The organism is Brevibacillus laterosporus (assembly GCA_007833815.1).
GTDB lineage: Bacteria > Bacillota > Bacilli > Brevibacillales > Brevibacillaceae > Brevibacillus_B > Brevibacillus_B laterosporus_D.
The window spans coordinates 4,328,364-4,348,886 of sequence record CP033464.1 but is presented as its reverse complement, the minus strand read 5'-3'; the positions used below and the strand labels follow the sequence as shown (position 1 = coordinate 4,348,886).

General features: G+C 42.4%; 15 protein-coding genes, 2 pseudogenes and 1 riboswitch. Of the genes and pseudogenes, 11 read left to right on the top strand and 6 right to left on the bottom strand.

Translation table 11 applies throughout. The features are described from left to right. Positions 1–46: 46 nt before the first annotated feature. The 4 genes from EEL30_21065 to EEL30_21050 form a co-directional block, all read right to left on the bottom strand. Positions 47–877, bottom strand: coding sequence for an ABC transporter ATP-binding protein (locus tag EEL30_21065; protein QDX95848.1), 831 nt, complete (start codon positions 875–877; stop codon positions 47–49). A 98-nt stretch (positions 878–975) separates the two neighbouring features. Beyond that, a complete protein-coding gene (locus EEL30_21060; GenBank protein ID QDX94545.1) occupies positions 976–1,740 on the bottom strand; it encodes an ABC transporter permease in 765 nt (254 codons plus the stop codon). After that, positions 1,737–2,033 carry an MTH1187 family thiamine-binding protein gene (locus EEL30_21055; protein ID QDX94544.1) on the bottom strand — a complete coding sequence of 99 codons (297 nt, stop codon included), beginning with the start codon at positions 2,031–2,033 and terminating at the stop codon, positions 1,737–1,739. The genes EEL30_21060 and EEL30_21055 overlap by 4 nt, the downstream gene beginning before the upstream one ends. A gap of 33 nt (positions 2,034–2,066) precedes the next feature. Further along, entirely contained in the window at positions 2,067–3,095 is a 1,029-nt protein-coding gene (locus EEL30_21050) for an ABC transporter substrate-binding protein (GenBank protein QDX94543.1), read from the bottom strand. Between the two features lie 72 nt (positions 3,096–3,167). Continuing rightward, positions 3,168–3,278, bottom strand: a riboswitch (TPP riboswitch). Between the two features lie 198 nt (positions 3,279–3,476). Here EEL30_21050 and EEL30_21045 point away from each other — a divergent pair. From EEL30_21045 to EEL30_20995, 11 genes and pseudogenes are all read left to right on the top strand, one after another. Further along, complete coding sequence (locus EEL30_21045; protein ID QDX94542.1) at positions 3,477–4,784, top strand: sodium:proton antiporter; 1,308 nt, start codon at positions 3,477–3,479, stop codon at positions 4,782–4,784. Between the two features lie 287 nt (positions 4,785–5,071). Then, a complete protein-coding gene (locus EEL30_21040; GenBank protein ID QDX94541.1) occupies positions 5,072–5,635 on the top strand; it encodes an ESX-1 secretion-associated protein in 564 nt (187 codons plus the stop codon). Positions 5,636–5,761: 126 nt separating this feature from the next. Then, positions 5,762–6,514 (top strand): VWA domain-containing protein, encoded by a 753-nt coding sequence (locus EEL30_21035; protein QDX94540.1) that lies wholly within the window; start codon positions 5,762–5,764, stop codon positions 6,512–6,514. A 16-nt stretch (positions 6,515–6,530) separates the two neighbouring features. Continuing rightward, positions 6,531–7,414: pseudogene (locus EEL30_21030) on the top strand (hypothetical protein). Positions 7,415–7,441: 27 nt separating this feature from the next. Then, positions 7,442–8,257, top strand: a complete 816-nt coding sequence (locus EEL30_21025) for a hypothetical protein (protein ID QDX94539.1) — start codon at positions 7,442–7,444, stop codon at positions 8,255–8,257. Positions 8,258–8,278: 21 nt separating this feature from the next. Beyond that, positions 8,279–8,698, top strand: a complete 420-nt coding sequence (locus tag EEL30_21020) for a hypothetical protein (protein QDX94538.1) — start codon at positions 8,279–8,281, stop codon at positions 8,696–8,698. Positions 8,699–8,722: 24 nt separating this feature from the next. Beyond that, positions 8,723–12,925 carry a type VII secretion protein EssC gene (gene essC / locus EEL30_21015; protein ID QDX94537.1) on the top strand — a complete coding sequence of 1,401 codons (4,203 nt, stop codon included), beginning with the start codon at positions 8,723–8,725 and terminating at the stop codon, positions 12,923–12,925. Positions 12,926–13,093: 168 nt separating this feature from the next. Continuing rightward, positions 13,094–13,360 (top strand): WXG100 family type VII secretion target, encoded by a 267-nt coding sequence (locus EEL30_21010; GenBank protein QDX94536.1) that lies wholly within the window; start codon positions 13,094–13,096, stop codon positions 13,358–13,360. 134 nt (positions 13,361–13,494) lie between these two features. Beyond that, positions 13,495–15,609 (top strand): hypothetical protein, encoded by a 2,115-nt coding sequence (locus EEL30_21005; protein QDX94535.1) that lies wholly within the window; start codon positions 13,495–13,497, stop codon positions 15,607–15,609. Between the two features lie 132 nt (positions 15,610–15,741). Further along, positions 15,742–16,648: pseudogene (locus tag EEL30_21000) on the top strand (LysR family transcriptional regulator). 53 nt (positions 16,649–16,701) lie between these two features. Beyond that, a complete protein-coding gene (locus tag EEL30_20995; GenBank protein QDX94534.1) occupies positions 16,702–17,703 on the top strand; it encodes a lipoate--protein ligase in 1,002 nt (333 codons plus the stop codon). Positions 17,704–17,779: 76 nt separating this feature from the next. Here the strand turns inward: EEL30_20995 and EEL30_20990 are convergent, their stop codons facing one another. Continuing rightward, positions 17,780–18,607 (bottom strand): ammonia-dependent NAD(+) synthetase, encoded by an 828-nt coding sequence (locus EEL30_20990; protein QDX95847.1) that lies wholly within the window; start codon positions 18,605–18,607, stop codon positions 17,780–17,782. 126 nt (positions 18,608–18,733) lie between these two features. Continuing rightward, positions 18,734–20,497, bottom strand: a complete 1,764-nt coding sequence (locus EEL30_20985) for a UbiD family decarboxylase (protein QDX94533.1) — start codon at positions 20,495–20,497, stop codon at positions 18,734–18,736. Positions 20,498–20,523 lie beyond the last annotated feature (26 nt).

Below are 20,523 nucleotides of genomic sequence, written 5' to 3'. Positions count from 1 at the left end.
ACTCGGCTATCGCATATGTAAGTAGCAATAGCCGAGTTTTGGTTGATTACGATTGCTGGGAATGACGTAACAACTGTAAGATTTTCTCTTTCACAAGCATAAACTCTGGAGATAACAACATTTTTTCCTGGCGTGGTCGCTCAAATGGCACTAAAATTGTGTCAGCTACCTGTGCTGGTTTGGCCGTAAGTACATAAATTTTATCAGATAAAAAGATGGCTTCGTCAATGCTATGTGTAATTAAAAGTACAGAACGTTTATGCTTTTCCCAAATGGTTAATAACCAATTTTGCATGTCAGTACGACTAAGTGCATCCAAGGCCCCAAAGGGTTCATCTAAGCAGATTAGCTCTTGTTTGCTTAACAAGGCGCGCAAGAAAGCGACTCTTTGTTGCATCCCACCAGATAACATGTGAGGATAAGCTTTTTCATAACCGTCTAATCCTACCTTTGGTAACCATTCACGTGCTAATTTCACCGTTTCTTTACGTGATACGCCTTCTACTTCTAGGGCTAATCCGACGTTTTCTTCTACAGTGCGCCAAGGAAGTAAGCTAGAGGATTGAGGCATATAGCTAATGTGCCCTGTTTCACCGGTAACCTGCTTACCTTCAATGGTAATGGTACCATGCGAGGGTGATAATAGACCTCCGATAATATGAAATAACGTACTTTTTCCGCTCCCAGATGGTCCGATCAAGGAGACAAATTCCCCCTTTTTTACTTCTAAGGAGATCTGATGAAGCACGTCAATGGTACTGTTGGACTCTGTAAAGGAGTGTGAGACTTGTTCAACGACAAGTGTGGAAGGGGTAACAGAGGCGTGAGTCACCGAAGCCATATGCAATTCAGATATTGTTGTAGATGTGGAAGCCATATCTCGTTCTGTAGTTAAGTTCGTACTGATAGAGGTTTGAATGTCATTACTCACGCTAGCTCACTCCTTTCTGTTTGACCTCAAATGCTCTAGCTGCCTTACTTGTCTGATTGCCAACGGATCGCCCAGCGTTCTATGAGACTAATCAGGCCAAATAACAGACAACTGACAATCACAATGAGAAACATCGTCACAAATACGCGGTCAGCGCGAAATGATGATTTTGCCATCAGCATGTAGACCCCAATGCCTTTTTGTGCCCCTAACCATTCGGAAATGACGGCACCCATTACGCTGTAGGTAGCGGATATTTTAAGACCAGAAAACATGGAAGCAAGGGAGTGAGGTAACTCTACCTTCCAGAAAATCTGTTGACGGGTAGCGCCAATCATAAGCATGTAACGTTTCATTTGAGGATCGGTTTGTGCAAGTCCAGTCATTGTGGATAAGGTGACTGGGAAGAAACAGACCAACGTAATCAAAATCATTTTAGGTAATAAACCAAAACCAAACCAAATCATCAAAAGAGGTGCTAGAATGATAGTTGGTATGTTTTGACTTAGGATTAGTAACGGATACAAAGCAGCTTTAATGGGTGGCGTCACATGTAATAAAAAGGCGAGAATTAGCCCAGCTGTGCTCCCTATTGTAAAACCTAACAGGGTGATTTGTAAGGTAGCCCACAAATGCTGTGTAAGCTGAGGCGCTTGTTGCCAACCTTCTTGGAAAATGGCAAGGGGACTTGGCAAAAACCATGCCTCAGGCTTCCAGATGAAGGTTGCGAGCTGCCAGATAAAGAGAAACAGGAAGACCGCGAGAACGGGCGGCCATCCTGTTGTAAATAAACGACGATTCTTAATCATGGACGATATTTCTCCGTCAAAACATCCATGGAAGCAAGTCCATCAGCGCGGTGATAGATTTTAATCTGTGAGATTACGGACGGGCAACCTGCTTCAACCATGACATCATTCATTTTTTTTACGACAGCAAGCAGTTCTTCCAAATCGCCTTCCATCGTGGTTTCTAACGGACTAACAAGATGCTTTACCCCTGATTGTTGAATGACTTCGATTGCTTTGTCTACAAAGGGAATGACCCCTTCACCTTGAGGTGTGGTAGGGATAATTTGAATGCTAACCAAGGCGTTTGCCATCTGTAATCGCTCCTCTATGTGATATGTCTATCTTTATGGTTTTGGTAAAAAGTCATTCGTGAAAGCTTTGTCTACATCAAGTGGTTTTTCCAATAACTGATGTTCAACCATCCAGTCTGAGTAGCCTTGCCATACATCACGTTTTTGTTCTCCCCAACGTGGTGCATCATCTTGATAGCGAGGACTTAACCATTTTTGACTTGCCTTTACCAATTTTTCGTCCAGATCTGGAACATGCTTTAGAAGAATGCTAGCTGCTTCTTCGGGATGTTTACTTGCATACTGATATCCCTGTGAAGTAGCTGCCATGAAAGCTTTCACTACCTCGGGTTTCTCTTGAATCATTTTTTCATTAGTAATGAGAACGGGGGTATAATAATCTAGTTTATCCGAATATTTATTAACGTATATCATGTTTATTGGTTCGTTGCGTAATTCTGCTTCAATGCCAGTCCATGCATAAAAAATCCAAGCGAAGTCAATATCGCGTTTTACGGCAGTAAAGTAATCCGCATCGCCTACATTAATGATATTTAGCTTGTTCACATCGGCTTTATCTAAGCTCATCAGAGATTGTAAAACAGCTTTTTCACTAGGGGCACCATAGCCTCCATAGGTTTTTCCTTCAAAATCTTTGGGAGACAAAATGTTCTTGCTCACAGGTGAGGCAAACCCAGATGTATTATGTTGTATGACGGCAGCAAGTGAAACAATGGGTACGTTTTGAGTTCGTGCTTGCGTGACGCCTTCTTGATAGCTTACTCCAAATGGAATTTCACCGGTGGCTACCATTGTATCGGCTCCGTTCATACCAGGCTGAACGATTTCCACATCCAGACCTTGTTCGGTAAAATAGCCTTTTTCTAGGGCGACATATAACCCGGTGTGATTGGTATTGGGTGTCCAGTCGAGAACCACCTTACTAGGAGTTTTGGCAGGGGGTGTTTCAGCTGTCGTTTTGTTATTTGATGCATCTGGGGAAGCAGATTGTCCGCAAGCTGTTAAAGCGAACAAAAGCAAGCCAGATAGTAAAGTAGCAGTATAGCGTTTACCATTTCTCATAAATCCCGTAACCTCCATGTTGTTTGGTAGACAACAAAAAAACGCAACCTGTTCTGGAAGCGTTCATGTAAGAAGATATCAGAAGCTTACTTCCCTACGCTGGCATTATCCAGATCAGGTTATGGGTCAGTATTAAAGGCAATACACTCTCAGCTGGCCAATTCCAGCTCCCCGAAGCGTTATGTAGTTGTTATCATTACTGCCATCATATACTCAATTGAATCGTTTGTCTAGAAAGCCATACAATTAAAGAATGAGTTTAGAATCGATATGTATTTGATTGCTGTATGCTCTGTACATCGAGCTACAAAGCTCTTGTCACAAATACTTTAGTATGGTATAACTTTAGTTAGCTAATATACTAAAGCGTAGGTGAACGTCATGCTATTATTAAATGGAGTTATACTCTCTGTGCTTGTGATCGTCATATTGTCGTTGTTGCGACTAAACGTCATCTTTGGATTGATCGCCGCTTCCATAACAGCTGGTTTGGTAGCTGGTGTTTCATTAACCGACACCATTCAAATGATGGTTCAGGGAATGAGTGGACAATTAGAAACAGCACTCAGCTATATTTTACTTGGGATGTTTGCTGTCATGATTGCCAAGTCTGATATTACCTCCTTATTGGTAAAAAAATTATTAGTGGTATTGCGTGGAAAACGTGGTATTCTGCTGATGTCAATTGCCACAGCGGCCTGCTTGTCACAAAATGCGGTACCAGTGCATATTGCCTTTATTCCGATTTTAATTCCACCTTTATTGACCTTGTTTACAAAAATGCAAATAGACCGCCGTGCTGTTGCTTGTGCTTTAACATTTGGCTTACAAGCACCTTATATCATGATTCCAGCAGGTTTTGGACTAATCTATCATCAGATCGTTGTTTCTGAAATGGGTAAGGCTGGAATGACAATCGCTGTAACCGATTTTCCAAAAGCGATGCTTATTCCTGGGATTGGTATGATTGTAGGATTATTGGTGGCACTATTCATAAGTTATCGAAAATCACGCATCTATCAAGAAACGTCAATGGAGGTTGAGAACCAGGAAGAGAAGCGTGTATTACGTTTTACCAAGCGTCATGCATTCACCCTAGTAGCCATTCTCATAGCATTGACAGTTCAATTATTGACCAAATCACTTATAATCGGCTCGCTTTCTGGAATTGTATGTTTATTTGCCTTTCGCGTGGTACCATGGAATTTTGGGGACGAGGTGGTGCAACGAGGTGTTGCTATGATGGGGTTTATCGCTTTTGTCATCTTGCTTGCTTCTGGATATGCTACTGTTTTAAAAGAGACGGGATCTGTTCAGCAATTGGTAGAGACTGGAGTGGCGTTTTTTGGTCAAAATCGTTTGTTAGCTAGCATAGTTATGCTATTGATCGGTTTACTCATTACAATGGGAATTGGTTCTTCATTTGGTACAGTCCCAATTATTGCAGCAATTTTCGTACCGCTCTGTGCTGGCTTGGGGTTTTCTGTACTGGCGACGGCTGCTTTAATTGGAACAGCGGGGGCTTTAGGGGATGCAGGATCTCCGGCCTCAGATAGTACCCTTGGGCCTACCTCAGGACTGAATGCAGATGGGCAACATCACCATATCTGGGACACATGTGTACCTACTTTTCTTCATTATAATATTCCCTTGTTTCTATTCGGATTACTAGCTTCCTTTCTCATATAAATAAGTACGTGTATATGTTATAATCAAGTGCGAAATAATGCAAAAAGTCTTTTTCATTGAAAAAGACTTTTTTTTGTATCTATCTACCTATACATGGAGAAAAAAACAGGTCTAATTACTCTAGTATGAAGTTACTGGTTCTGTGAATCTAAAAATATAGGAGAAATCTCTGATGTTCTTCCAAATATCTTGTCAAGTAAGCATCATGATTGATTTCCAAGGTCACGAGTAAATAAAATTTCGTATTACCTGTTAAAACGAGTATGAGTAATCAGGGGAGATAAGAGATGTCGCGAATACTAGTACACCCGCATCTGTTGCAAGAATTGGGGAACGAATACAAGCGAGCTGCACAGGAGTGGAGTGAAATAGAAGGACGTTTGCATCATGCGATGGAAAGTCTGGCCTGGGAAGTCAGGCAACAGTCACATTTGGAAGACAACTGGCGTGCGGCCCGTGTTTTAATGGGACAACTGCAAGAGCACTCCAGCGATATAGCTAAGCGTCTGATAGAGTCAGCAGAACGCTTCCAACAGGTGGATAGAGAAAGTGCGGAACGATTATCGCTAATGATGGAGCATGTTCGACATCAATTGAGAGAGCAGGAAACAGTGCTGACCGTAGCAGGCTCTCCTCGATTTTTTCCGCAACAGGATATTCAACGGCATTTAGCAACATTAGGTTCAAAGGAAGAGCTGCCAATTACAAGGGTTCAATTTGTACGTGAAAACTTACAATTTCTTGATGCTTCTATACACGATGGATATGGTAAGAATACAATTGCAGAAGAACAGGCTGATCCTTCTGTATCTGGATTGGTTAAGGTAAATGAAAAAATTCCACCATACTAATGGCTTACCTTACTTTAGGAAAACGAAGCAGATGAATGCTTCCAAATCCTTTGCGGTACTACGGAGGCTGTGTTCAAACAGCTTCTTCCCTGGTTTCTTACAACAGGTGCATAAGGAGAGTCGGTTATGAGTTATGATTTACAAGCGACACATCGAACTCCAGCTCTTATCATTTATCTCATTGATGTGAGTGGTTCCATGTGTCTACCTATGGGGGACAGACGCCGAATTGATGTGGTGATGGACGCTTTATCTGCTGCCATTCGACAGATGATTTTTCGCTCTACCAAAGGAACTCGTATGTCACCGCGTTACCGCATAGCTTTATTGGCTTACAGCGATGAAGTGTACGATTTGTTGGATGGGGTACGAGGAATAGATGAAGTAGCTCGGTTGGGCAAGTTGCCTGAAATAAGCCCCCGCAGATTGACAGACACGGCCAAAGCATTTAAACAGGTTGAAAAATTATTGTTAGAAGAGCTCCCTTTTCTACAGGATTCTCCTGCTCCCTTGATCTGTCATATGACGGATGGGGCGGCAACTGGAGAGGATCCAGAGCCTGTGGTCAAAAGAATTATGCAAATGGCTGTTCCCGATGGTCAGGTGCTTGTTGAAAATATTTTTATTTCCGAAGATGTATGTGATGAGCAGATTGGCGATGTAAAACGCTGGGATGGGATCATGCCTGATACGATAATGAGTGACGAACATGCGAATAAGCTCCGTGCGATGTCTTCTGTCCTACCAGAGAGCTATCGTGAAATGATGAGTGAATCTATGTATCAATTAAAAAAGGGGGCGTTGCTCATGTTCCCGGCTACCAGTCCTGAATTGGTGTCTTTAGGTTTTCAAATGTCGGCAGCAACCCCCGTTCGATAAAGACAGGTGATGTGTCATGAAACAAGCCTATCGATATGGAAAGGTACATCAACAAGCAGAGCTTATTGTAACGAGAGTAACGGAACAATTTGTCTGGAGATACGCTTACGCCCGGGCTTCGGAAACGCAAAATGTTCGGGAGAAGGGCCAGGATTACCTTACGTTTGCTAGAAACGAGGAATCTTTTTTATTTGCATTGTGTGATGGCGTGTCACTTTCTTACTGTGGGGAGCTTGCAGCTAAAATACTAGGAGATTCACTGCTGGATTGGCTTGCTTCAGATGTCATAGATCAAGAGGAGCAGAAAGAATTCCTTTTACAGCATTTGAACAGACATTTACAAGCATTAACCACTGTATCGAGTAAAATCGTTGTCACCCATCCACTACCCTCAAGTATTACAGGTATGCTAAAAGATGTATTAGAATCAAAGCGGATGCATGGTAGTGAAACGATGTATATTTGTGGACGCATTGATCTACCCTCGCTTTCCTTTCCAGAGGGAAGAATCCTATTCGCCTGGCAGGGGGATTTGCGTCTACGATTATTTAGTCAAGAACAGGAAATAACAGAATGTTTAAAAGGAACATTTCATACACAAGAGCGTTGGTCAACATTACATGGACCTGTGGGTGGAAAACCTCATTTATTTCAATCCAGTTTGGCTGGTCAGCATTGTGTTACACGAATGATAGCCTATACAGATGGCTTAGCCACATTAGATAAATGCTATCCCCTCCCGACAGACAACGAGTTACAGTCTATGATTCTCCAAGCTAGTGATAGTCCGCTCAGCGATGATATAGCGTTGCTGGATGTTTGCTGGAATCAGATAGACTCGTTTACCCCAAATAATAAGACGGGACACAGAGAGAGTGGTTCGCTTGGCTTGCGCGATAAAATCAATAGCATTGTAAGGAGGCTAGTATGAAAAGTCCGATTGAATCTATTTCAATCACGGATAAACAGCTATATTTTTTAGCATGCCTAACTGGTGCTGATCAAGTATTGGGTATAGCAGAGCCTTATGCTGGGTATCTGACAGAAGACTTGCAAGAAGAATGGGACTTAATAAAGACAGAGCTTTTGCAAAAAGGCTATATATTTGAGGATGAAACAGGTCTGTACATAAATGAGGTAGTAAATACGCTTGTGGCTCCTTGTGGACATGCTACAACGTGTTGTTACTTCCGTTACACCGATGAACAAAAAGAGACATACGAGGGATACTTCCATTTCGACCCTGAAGTCGTGGTTGAGAAGATAGCGGCATCCGGTGGGAAAAATGTATATGAGCTAAGAGCACTAGGCAAACCAGTACAAGCTAGTAAAACAATGTGCAGCCGTATCAAGAAAAATCCTGAGGAAAAAGTTATGGTTCCATCTATTGAATTACCAAATGCTATCTTTCAACAAATCAGAGGAATGGTAGACACGGCTTCTATAAATGAGATTTGCGCCACGTTATTGGATCATCATTGCCATATAGAGGCAGCGGAGGCTTTTGCTCAATCTTTAAAAAAACAATGGTGTGAAGGGCAACTGATTACGATGTCATGGCATCAAAACGAATGGAGTTTAAATGGCATGACGTTTCTTACAGCTAGTAATGCAAACTGGTTAATTCGTCTTTTTGTTAAGGAACGAGAGGATTGGGTATGTATCAATCCTAGTTCCGATCTGGAAGTGGATGAGATTTTGCAGGAAATCATCTTAGAAAAGTTAATCGTTCAGACGATCTAAATAAAAAACAATGGTGAGGAAATGAATAAAGTCATTGTAACGATTGTAACAAATTCTGATAAGAGTAAGTGGTTTGATTTTGAATTGCCTTCTGATATTCCCAGTCAATTGATTGCTGAGAAGATATCCCTCGTCTTAAAAGAAGGAGAGCCACATTTGTTGACTGACCTGACGTATCTACTGGAAGTGAAAGTGGGGAGAAGCGAATGGAAAACCCTTTCGACAAGAGCCACATTGTCACAGGCAGGTGTCAAGTCTGGAGCATATCTGAGAGTACAACGTAGCTTTTCTACAGGTAACGAAAACAAAAACCAACCAATTGAAGGATGGCGTTCTTTGTACCAACAACAAGTACCTGTCAGTGAGCACGTACACACTCAATATGAGAAAAAAGAAAAAGAATTGAACGAGCTAAAAGGGTATGTATGGAAGACTTTGTAATAATAAATGGAAGGGGGAGCAGGAATGGCCAATGACTATTTTCAACGATCACCACGCTTTAGGCGTACGTTACCCAAACAAACAGTAGAAATCCATCGTCCTCCTCTTGTTCCCCATCCTCCTGCTTTCTCTATCATTTCTATCTTATTTCCCATCGTTATAACGGGAATTTCGCTTTTTGCGTATTTATATCTCGGATCACGAATTAATGCGGGTAGCAAAAATTTTTTAGTGTTTCAGATGATTTCTATGAGTGCGATGATTATTTCGTATACGATTCCGCTGTTTACCTATTTATATAATAAGAGAAATTACCGAAGGCAGATAGAAACGCGAGCAAATAGTTATCAAGCACAGTTGGAGAAACATAGACAGGAATTAAAAGCGTTACAAGAGGCACAGCAAACCATTATGCACGAAATGAACCCGTCTGTGGAGCAGTGTATAAAGAGAGTAGAAGAGCGAAGCAGTTCTTTATGGGAGCGTTCCATGCGCGATGAAGATTTTTTGCGTCTGCGTATGGGAGTAGGAACCCTACCAGCTAGCTATCAGATTACTGTGCCAAAACAGGAAGGTTATGAGACAGATCCGTTAATTGAAGAGGCACAAGATGTAGCTCAAACATTTGGTGAGGTTGAATCGGTTCCTGTCCAACTACCCCTGTATCAATCTAAAGTCATAGGCGTGGTAGGCGAGCAGGAAGCCGTTTTGAATGCTATTAGAGTTATAGTACTGCAGATGGTTACACACCATTCTCCTGATGAAGTGAAGATCGCTGCCTTTTATCCAGAATGGGAAGAAGAACAATGGAAATGGCTACGCTGGCTACCGCATACTTGGGATGACGAACAGACAATGCGGTTTATTGCTCAGGAAAAAAGGAGCGCTCATCTATTACTCGACTTTTTGTATGGGCAACTAATCCGGAGAAAAATGGCGCGGGCAACTGATTTGAGTAAAGCGGTTGAAATACCTTGCTGGGTGTTTATACTGTCAGCCCCTCATCTCATTGAGGATGAGCCTATTTTGCCTTTACTATTAAAAGAGGCAGAAGCAATCGGTGCATGCACGATTTTACTTGCGGATAGTAAAAACTCACTTCCTATGCAGTGTCAGTTGATCGTAGAGTTGCAAGGAGATCACGGTTCATGTAAAGAAACGGTGACAGGTGATGCAACTGATATAGGGGATCTGGAAAGGGAATTTACAGTAGACAATCTTCCAGTAGATGCGGCGGAGCATGTTGCACGCATGATGGCAAGTCTGAAGGTAAAGCGCTCTACATCATCAGAAATACCTCAGGTATTGTCGTTGTTTGACCTATTGGATATTAAGAAGATAGAAGAATTAGATGTAGCTACTCTCTGGCGTAGAAATCGTTTTCCTGACTCATTACCAGTCCCAGTAGGGGTGAGGACTGGCGGTAAAAAAATTCTATTAAATCTGCATGACAAAATGGAGAGACGTGGACATGGTCCGCATGGTTTAGTGGCTGGTACGACAGGTTCTGGAAAAAGTGAGGTTATTCAATCAATCGTTGCGTCACTAGCTGTCCACTACCATCCATATGAGATGGCCTTTTTATTAATTGATTATAAAGGCGGGGGGATGTCTAATACTTTTAGCGATTTACCTCATTTGGTGGGCTCGATTACCAATCTAGATGATCGCATTCTAGAAAGAGCAAAGATTTCGTTACGAGCTGAGCTAATCCGTCGACAAAAAATCTTAAATGAAGCGGGAGATCTTCAGCACATTGATGAGTATTATGAAACGGCATGGCGAGCCACTCATCCTCTCCCTCATCTGATTATTATTATTGACGAGTTTGCGCAATTAAAAAAAGAGCAGCCTGAGTTTATGAATGAACTAATATCGATTGCAGCTATTGGAAGAACCTTAGGTGTCCATTTGATCCTAGCTACCCAAAAGCCTGGGGGTGTCGTGGATGATAAAATTTGGAGTAATGCCCGTTTTCGCATTTGTCTTAGAGTGCAGGATGATGCAGACAGCCGGGAGATGTTAAAGGTACCGGATGCTGCTTGGATTACAACGCCTGGGCGTGGCTATTTACAGGTGGGCAGTAATGAGGAATTTGATCTGGTCCAATTTGCCTGGAGTGGTGCTCCTTACCATGTAAACCAAAACAATCAGCAAAATTGTCTGGAGATATATGATGTTTCATTAAATGGTAGGCGTACGAAACGAGAGGCAAAAGGAACCCTAGCCAACAGAGAGTATACTAGAAAACAAAAGAAGCAACTTCAGATTCTGATGGAATACTTGGCAAAAACAGCAGATCTAGAAGGAATCGGGCGCTTGCCAAGCCCATGGCTTCCACCGTTACCTGAACAGCTTTTTTTAGAAGATATATCCGATCGCAGACATGGCTGGAATGGTAGGGAATGGATAGCAGGGGCATCGAGCCTTTCTGCTATTGTAGGCTTGGTAGACGATTTGGCGAATCAACGACAAGAACCGTTGATGATATCACTAGAGGAGGGGCATTTACCTATCTATGGTATGCCAGGAACAGGAAAGACTACTTTTTTGCAGACGTTACTACTATCGTTGGCGACTCGTCATTCACCTGAACACCTCCACTTTTATTTGTTGGATTTTGGACGAATGTTGCGAGATTTTGCGCACTTACCTCATGTTGGTTCCTTCATTTCAGATGATGAAAAGGATAAAATTAGGCGTTTATTTCGTTATCTGTTACAGGAATTAATAAGACGACGTGAGCTACTTGCAGCTAGCGGGGCGAAAACACTGCGAGCATATCAGATGTCAACTGGCATCATTGTGCCTAGGATTGTCGTTTGCATAGATGGTTATCTGAACTTCCGAAATCAGTACTCCCATGAGCATGATCAACTGGAGCAGTTAGTAAGAGAAGGAGCGAGCGTCGGTATTACCTTTGTAGTGACAGCTAACCGTGTTACTGATATTTTGGAGCGAGTGCGAAGTAGCTTTTCACTGGGAGTTACCCTTGAGCTATCTGATCCAAGTGACTATTATTTTGCGGTGGGGCGTCCAACAAAACCGCCTGTTCATTTACCAGAGGGACGTGGGTTAGTAAAAGGTCAGTTGCCGCCGCTAGTGTTTCAGACCGCTTTACCGATAACAGGGGAAGACGATATGCAACGCTCGATTCTTCTTCGTAACATCATGGAGCAGATGAGCAGTACTTGGGAAGGGGATCGTCCAAAAGAGATTGTGCCACTACCCGAGGTTGTTTTATTGGAAGAATTATTTGAGGTAGAATCAGTCTATAATAGTGCATCCTCTACTTCTACTACTTCTGATATTCCGATTGCCTCTTCTCACTCTTTAAAGGTTCCCGTCGGTATTTATGTGGATGATTTAACTACCTTTGAAGTAGATTTGAGAGAAGGACCATATTTTGTGGTAGGTAGTCCTATGGAAGGGGGAAAAACCTCCTTTTTGCTTACATGGGTGCTATCTCTATGTCATAGGGTTTCTCCGCAAGACTTGGAAATTTTCTTTATTGACTTTCGGCGCGGTCCCATAGCTTTGACCTCTTTAGGTGGTTTACCGCATGTAAAAGGTGTAGCGACTGTAGAGAGTCAGCTTGGGGATTTGCTTACTACCTTGAGTACTAAAATAAAAATGCGTCAGAAGCACGATGAGTATCTAAAAAATCAACAACCTACGGGAGAGCAACAGATTTCTGATCAGATGTGGAAAGAGAAACAATCCGAACAGGTTAAATCGTCACAAACTGCTGAGGAATTGGAACAGCCAATTGGTAAGGAGCCAGCTCTTTTGTTGGTTATTGATGATGCAGATTTGTTTTTTAAGCAGATAACAGATTATCAGGTAAAAGATCAATTAGCACAGCTGGTTCGAAAAGGACGCGACCGTGATCTATATGTAATCATCTCTGGGGTACCATCTGATTTTCCTTATAGCAGTAATGATTGGTTATCAGAGATTAAAAATATGCAAACGGGCTTTTTATTTGGCAGTATTGACGTAAATGATCTGTCCTTATTTAAGATTCCATCGACTGAATCGAGTCAATACCCACATGCTACCTTCAACAAAATGTTGCCATCGGGTCAAGGCTACTTTGCTAAAAGACGTTATCAACGTGTTAAAGCAGCCCTACCTTTTGGAGGGGAGCGATCTCTACAGAATTTGCTTCTATCTATCAATCAAAAATGGTTGCAGGAGCACACTTATGGGTATAACGATAGATGACAAAATCACTTACAGGTGATGTTTTGGACAAAAGTCCTGTGTGTTTACTAGTAAATCTAGGTGATTCTTTCTAGTTGTACATACTCAAAAAATGGGAATTGTTTGTAAAAATACTCTAGGCTACAATAAGACAAAAGAGAATGTGAACGACTTGGGGGGAATAAGAACATGTCACGCATTTTAATTTCACCTGATCAAGTAGATGAAGTAGCAAATCAATTTCAGCAAAGCAGAGAACAAAGTCAACAGGTTATTGATCGTCTCAACCAACAAATCCACCAGATGGAAGGGCAATGGGACGGGATGACTAAACAAAAATTCTTCCATGAATTTCAAGAAGCGAACAGGCAAATGACTAGTTTTGTGCTATTGCTTGAAAGTATTTCACATGAGTTACACGCAATCGCGACGAAGTTCCGTCAAGCGGACTCTTAATAAAGCTAGACAAGGAAAGAAGGACTAGGTGGGAAAGATAGCCTGGTCCTTTTCCCTATGAGAGTTTACATACGAAAAAATCAAGGTAGGTCTTTGGAAGAACATTTTATAGGTAAGAAAGAGAGGAAGCCCTCATGGTATTTCAGCCGAGAGTAGAAGAAGAACTTCATCTACACGGAATTACATATACAATCGGCGAGCATCCAGTTGCTCCTCATGTTCCCTATGGTCAGGAAGGACGTCAAGGTATTGTCTATCAATTGATTCCGCGAAAAGAAACAGCTTCTAGTTGGAAAGCATTAAAGGTGTTTCGTCATCAATATAAAGATCCTAAACAAGTTTACTTGTCCGAGCAGATCAGAGATTTTGCTACTCTACCAGGGCTTTCTGTCTGTGATCGAGTTATATTGACGCCTCAGCAACATGGAGAGCTGTTAAGTAAGCATCGTGACCTGATGTACGGTGTGGTCATGCCGTGGATAGAAGGTCCTACTTGGATGGATGTCATACTAGATAAACGGGCATTAACCCGAGCAGACAGCTTGACATTAGCACGTTCACTAGCTAAGGTGCTATCGACGATGGAACAACAGGGATTGGCCCACTGTGATTTATCTGGTCCTAATTTGATCTTGCCAAGGTTGGTTAAAGATAGCATAGAAGATGGCTTTTCCTATGTGGAGTTGGTGGACGTAGAGCAATTATATGGACCTAGATTGGAGCGCCCTGATGTTTTGTTTGCGGCTTCACCAGGCTACTCCCCTCCACAAGCCTCTCAATCTGGTTTGTGGAGTAAATATGCTGATCGTTTCTCAGGAGCTATTTTGCTAGCGGAGATGTTAGGCTGGTATGATGAAGCGGTTAGGGAGGCAGCCTGGGGAGAAAGTTATTTTAAGCCAGAAGAGATTTCCTACAGCAAGGAAAGATATCCGTTGTTGATAGGTTCTATTCGCAATCATTGGGGGGAAGAGATTGCTACCTTACTTGATCGTGCATGGCAGAGTAAGGAATTGAACCAATGCCCTACATTCGGTGAATGGTTACTTGCATTAATGGATATAGAAGAAATATCAGTATCAAAGAAACAAAAGCGAGCTAGCAAACCAATCATTCAGGCAGCTTTGCCGCATGTGATCATTTCTCCACCCGAATCAGAAGTAAATACGGAACAAGTGCTTGCTCCTTATGCTTTAAAGGAAGGTAAGAGCGAGCAAAGTCATGATGCGTACCTACCTTTTATATATAAGCAGATGGAACAAGCTAAGCAATGGGAAGAACATGGGGATTGGGAACGTGCGATAGAAATTTATCGAACTGTACAGAAGCAGGTCCAACCTCAACATGCCCTAGCCCAGGATTTGTGGATGATCATTGCTGAAGTGGAAACAAGATTACAGGAAAAACGGCTTCCTGAAGAGGAGACAGCTTCACAATCAGCACAACAAAAGTTATCAGCGCCCCAGAAGACATTTGGTAAAAAGCAACTTGTAATAGGTACGGCTATTGCCATTCTGCTGGTAGCTGGCAGTGGACTTATGTGGGCCAACGAAAAGGTTAAGACGCAAGCAGTAATCAATATGCAGATGGAACAGCATGCGATAAAGGAAAAAATAGAGAGGGAAGCTCGCGAACGTTTGGAAAAAGAAGCTTTGGAACACGTAGAAGCTATTGAAAAACAACAAGAGACAGTGTTGCAACAAGAGCGGCAAGCTAAGTTGAAAGCAGAACAAGATGCCAAAGCAAAGGCAGAACAATTGAAAAAAGAGCAGATGAATCAGCAACAAACAAAAAAAATAGAGCCCTTAGTACAAACAGAGAAGAATAAGAAGGATTCGTCAGTAAAGGAAGGAGCACAAAGTAAAGCGAGAGCAGAGCAAGAAGCACGTACTAAAGCAGAAGCTCATGTACAAGGAAAAGCTAAGGTAGAGGATAAAACAAAGATTAGCACACCAAAACAACGTACTCCTATTCCAAGAGAGAGAGCAGGAAAGTGGGGATTTGTCGAGTTAGATTCAGTTGCTTCTGGCTCTGTTAACATTGTTGTTGACTATCAGTATGACTATGCGCTTGCTTTTTCCGAGGGCTTAGCTGTGGTTAAAAAGAATGGTAAGTTTGGTTACGTTAATACTTCGGGCCAGGTGGTCATTCCGCTACGCTATGATTGGGCATCTAGCTTTCAGAATGGGAAGGCTACTGTGAAGAAGGATGGAGAAAATAGCATCATTACTCCACAGGGGAAAGAAGTATAATAGAATCTAGTCATTTTAGTGACCATAGATACATGAAAACACGAAACCTCTTCTACTAGCTGCTGGAAGGGGATTTAGTGTTGATAGGGAATAAGGAAGAGAACAGACAAGCCAGAGGAGGCCTTCTGAGCCATGAATTTCGATTCCCTACGTATTTTTGTAAAGGTAGTAGAAAAACAAAACTTCTCCCGAGCTGCCGAGGAGCTTAATCTGTCGCAACCCGCGGTCAGTTTACATATTCGTCACTTAGAAGAGGAATACGATACCAGCTTTATTATTCGTTCCCCCAAACATGTGAGGGTGACTAAAGCAGGTGAGTTTTTTTATCAGAAAGCAAAGCAAATCCTATATGCAGTAGATGAAACACGCTCGGAATTGCAAGCCCTCAAGCAGGAAGTAAGTGGCCCACTTACTCTAGGTGCGAGTTATACGGTTGGTGAATATTTTTTGCCTAAGCAATTGGTTATGTATACGAAGGAATATCCCAAAGTACAGGCGCAGGTTAAAATTAATAACACACGAGAAATTATTGAGGCATTGTTAGATGAGAAAATTGATGTGGGACTAATCGAAGGCTCGAGTAGTAGCCCAGACGTAGATGTGCAGGTTTTTATGGAAGATCAACTGGTGTTGCTTGTGCCAAACGATCACTCTTTGGCACGTAAAAAAGTAGCTACCCAAGTAGATTTAGAGAATCAAGTGTGGATTTTCCGTGAATCGGGGTCAGGGACACGTGAGCAAAGCGATGGTATTATTCAAGAGCTAGGTGTTCATGTAAAGCGTTATTATGAATTTAGTAGTAGCCAAGCGGTTAAGGAAGCAGTCATGGCAGGCTTAGGCATTTCAATTGTCTCTGGACTGATTGCTAAACGGGAAGTTTTTTTGAAAGAATGTAAAGCGTTAGCTATCAGCGCAAAGCCTCACAAACGTCTTTTCTCGCTCATTACCAAAAAAAATAGGCCAAAAAGCAGGGCCGCTCTCGTTTTCGAAGACATGATATTGCAATCTCCTGAGGCTTGAGCAACAGAGCAAGAGATGAGATAATAGATTGAAAATCATTCTTACTGAGAACTGGCACTGGAGGGCGTCTATATGAAATTCATTGACAATCAAGGCATCACAGACCCACGAATTAATTTAGCTATTGAGGAATATGCCTTAAAACACCTGCCGGCAGATGACGATTATCTGTTATTTTACATAAATGAACCATCCATTATTATCGGTAAAAATCAAAACACGATCGAAGAAATAAACGCAGATTATGTGGATGAACACCATATTCACATTGTCCGTCGCTTATCAGGTGGTGGGGCGGTCTATCACGATTTAGGCAACTTAAACTTTAGTTTTATTACTAATGACGATGGGAAGTCGTTTCACAACTTTAAAAAATTTACTCAGCCAGTCGTGTTAGCTTTGAAAGAAATGGGTGTAGAGGCTGAATTAAGCGGGCGAAACGATATTCAAGTAGGCGAACGTAAAATTTCTGGCAATGCTCAATACTCGACAAAAGGACGTATGTTTAGCCACGGTACACTCTTGTTTCATTCTGAAATGGAGAACGTTGTATCAGCACTGAAGGTGAATGCAGCCAAAATTGAATCAAAGGGTATTAAATCAATCCGTAGCAGGGTAGCTAATATCACAGAATTTTTACAAGAGCCAATGACGATCGGAGAGTTTAAACAACAGATCTTACGCTCCATTTTTGCTCAAGGTGAAGTGAGCGAATACGTGTTTACAGAAGAGGATTTGAAAAACATTCACGAGCTATCCAAGGAACGCTATCAGAATTGGGAGTGGAATTATGGAAAATCACCTAAGAGCAACTTCCAACAAACCAAACGTTTTCCGGTAGGAACGATTGAGCTACGCCTAGATGTGGAGAAGGGAAAAATCAAACAAGCTAAAATTTATGGCGATTTCTTTGGAGTAGGTGAAGTAGCAGATATCGAGCAGAAGCTGGCTGAAATTCCGATGGAAAAACAAGCAATCCGTGAAGTATTGGAGTCACTTCACTTGCCAACCTATTTCGGAGCCATTACGGTTGAGGAGTTATTGACGCTGTTTTTTGATCATGAACAGGAATAACTAGCAGTTGAGGAAGCAGTATTCGTGTAAATAAAAACAGGTTAGCTTTACAAACCTGCTAACCTGCTCGAATTCTTTATTTTTGTTCCTTCCACCATGAATCAAATGGGGTAACAGGTAGGTGACGCTTGTGAGCTGTACGTATGTATCGCTGGTCAATCTTTTCGGCAATATCGGCGGGGACGGATTTACCCTCCAAATAATCATCCAATTGCTCGTAGGACATGCCAAGCGCTGTTTCATCAGGCAAAAGTGGTTTATCGTCTTCAAGATCTGCTGTTGGTACCTTTACATATAGGGCTTCCTCTGCACCAAGAGCATGTAGCACTTGTTTACCCTGACGCTTGCTAAGGCCTGCGAGCGGTGTTACATCACAACCACCATCTCCGAACTTAGTGAAAAAGCCAGTAACAGCTTCAGCCGCATGATCTGTCCCGATAACCAATAATTGGTAATTGGCACCTAGATCATATTGAACTTTCATGCGTTCGCGTGCTTTAATGTTTCCTTTTAGGAAATGAGATAATGGTTCTCCAGTCGCTTCCTCAAAGGCTTGCACGGAAGCATCCACTGCTGGCTTTATATTAACTGTTACCGTACGATCAGGCTTAATAAAAGCTAGAGCACGCTGGGCATCATCTTCATCTTGTTGAACTCCATATGGCAAACGAACAGCGATAAAGCTATAATCCTTGCCGGTTTCTTGTCGGATCTCTTCCACAGCAAGTTGGGCGAGACGTCCTGCCAGCGAGGAATCTTGTCCGCCACTGATACCAAGTACATAGCCTTTTGTGTGAGTAGCAAGCAGATACTCTTTTAAAAATTCTACTCGTGATCGGATCTCTTGTTGCGGATCGATGGTCGGTTGCACACCAAGTTCCGCTTGGATTTGTTTTTGTCGCATGCTTATCCCTCCATTGCCCCGTCTCTCTTCTTTTATATTATATGGGTTTTCATTGCAAAGTAAATCTGACATCAGAAAACCTCCTCACCACTTTTGCAAGAGGTAGGAGGTTTTCTGATCATCATCTTATAGATGAGGGAAATATTCCTTCCAACGTCTGCTGACCAATTTGTCGATGTCAGGACGTGTTTCTACTTCTGCTGGATAGAATGGCTTCATACGGGCATCCACGATTAATGGCCCCTCATAACGAATTTTGTTCCGAACAATGTTTGACTTGGCATATAGGTCGTTCGCTGGATCGAATCGAGTAAAGACAGTCCATAGGAAGCTACTTTCTTTGCGAGAGATAGCTGCATCATCTACGATACAAATCATTGGCCAGTCAGCTAGATGTTCGTTTGCATAGGCAATCAAACTCTCGCCTAATTGCGGATCATCTTCAAATTTTGGCCCAGAAATCACGAGACAGCCTGGACAAAAGACTTCCACATGCGGAAAACGCGGGATGTCTGGTCCGTTGTATGTGTGCAAGAGATCACGAACAGGGTCACCAATGCCTAGCATTACGCCTTTGCTACCATGGTTAAATTTGCGACCAGTATAATCAAGTGTATCATTGGAGGTATCGTTGACGATTAATAGATCACGTTCAGGTTGGAAACGTGCTAGAACGATTTCTAAAAACTTACTGAACTGAGACAGATCGCAGTGTACATCCGTTACCATTAAAAACTTAGTTAATGTAAGCTGACCCTCGCCTAATATTCTAAAGGCATGGGCCATCGCTTCTTTGTAGTAGCTTTCTCGTACGATTGCACCTGCTAAGGCATGGAAGCCTGTTTCTCCATACGTCCAAAGAGCTTTAACCCCAGGCATAACGACAGGGAATAGTGGTGACAGCAGGCTTTGAAGATACTCACCAATAAAGAAATCTTCTTGACGGGGTTTACCAACCACGGTAGCTGGATAGATAGCATCTTCTCTACGCCACATCTGTTGTACATGAAAGACCGGGAAGTCGTGAGCTAAGGAATAATAGCCAAAATGGTCGCCAAAAGGACCCTCGGGACGACGGACGTGCGGAGGGACAATCCCACCAAACACGAACTCTGCTTCCGAAATAATTTTATGTGGATGATTAGCCACCTCGGTCATCCCAAGCTTGTCTCCCATTAATAGGGAGGAGAAAATGAGCTCCGGTACCATTTCCGGTAGAGGAGCGATAGCAGAGACAATCAGAGCAGGCGGTCCACCTACTGTCAGGGTAACAGGTAGGGCGCGATTACGTTTTTCTGCCTCGTAATAGTGGAAGCCCCCGCCTTTATGAATTTGCCAGTGAATACCGGTTGTATTTTCATCATAAAGCTGTATACGGTACATCCCTAGGTTGTGTTCCTTATTCACGGGATGCTCTGTGTAGACAAGTGGTAGTGTAACGAACGGGCCACCATCTTCATGCCAGCTAGTAATTGCAGGTAGTTCATTTAAATTCACTTCTGTCGTATGTACCTGACCGACAGGAGCATTTTTAAGAGATACGTTTTTCGTACCTGTTTTCATGACACTTAGCAAGGGGTCACGCAATCCCCAAAGAGAAGAGAGCTTAGGGGGCATTAGCTTGTCCATGTTGCTTACTAATTGTTGAATAATCTTTTCAGGTTTTGGCCCGAATGCCATATCGACGCGCTCACGGGTTCCAAATAGGTTGGTTACGATGGGAAAGTCTTTTCCTTTTACATTTGTAAACAATAGAGCTGGTCCTTGTTCGTCGATCACTCGACGGTGTATTTCAGCCAATTCCAAATAAGGATCAACAGGGGTGTCAATCTGCACCAGTTGTCCTTCATCACGCAGTTGCTGGATAAAAGTTCGTAAATTTGTATGCATGAAAAGAGGTCACCTCATTAATCAAT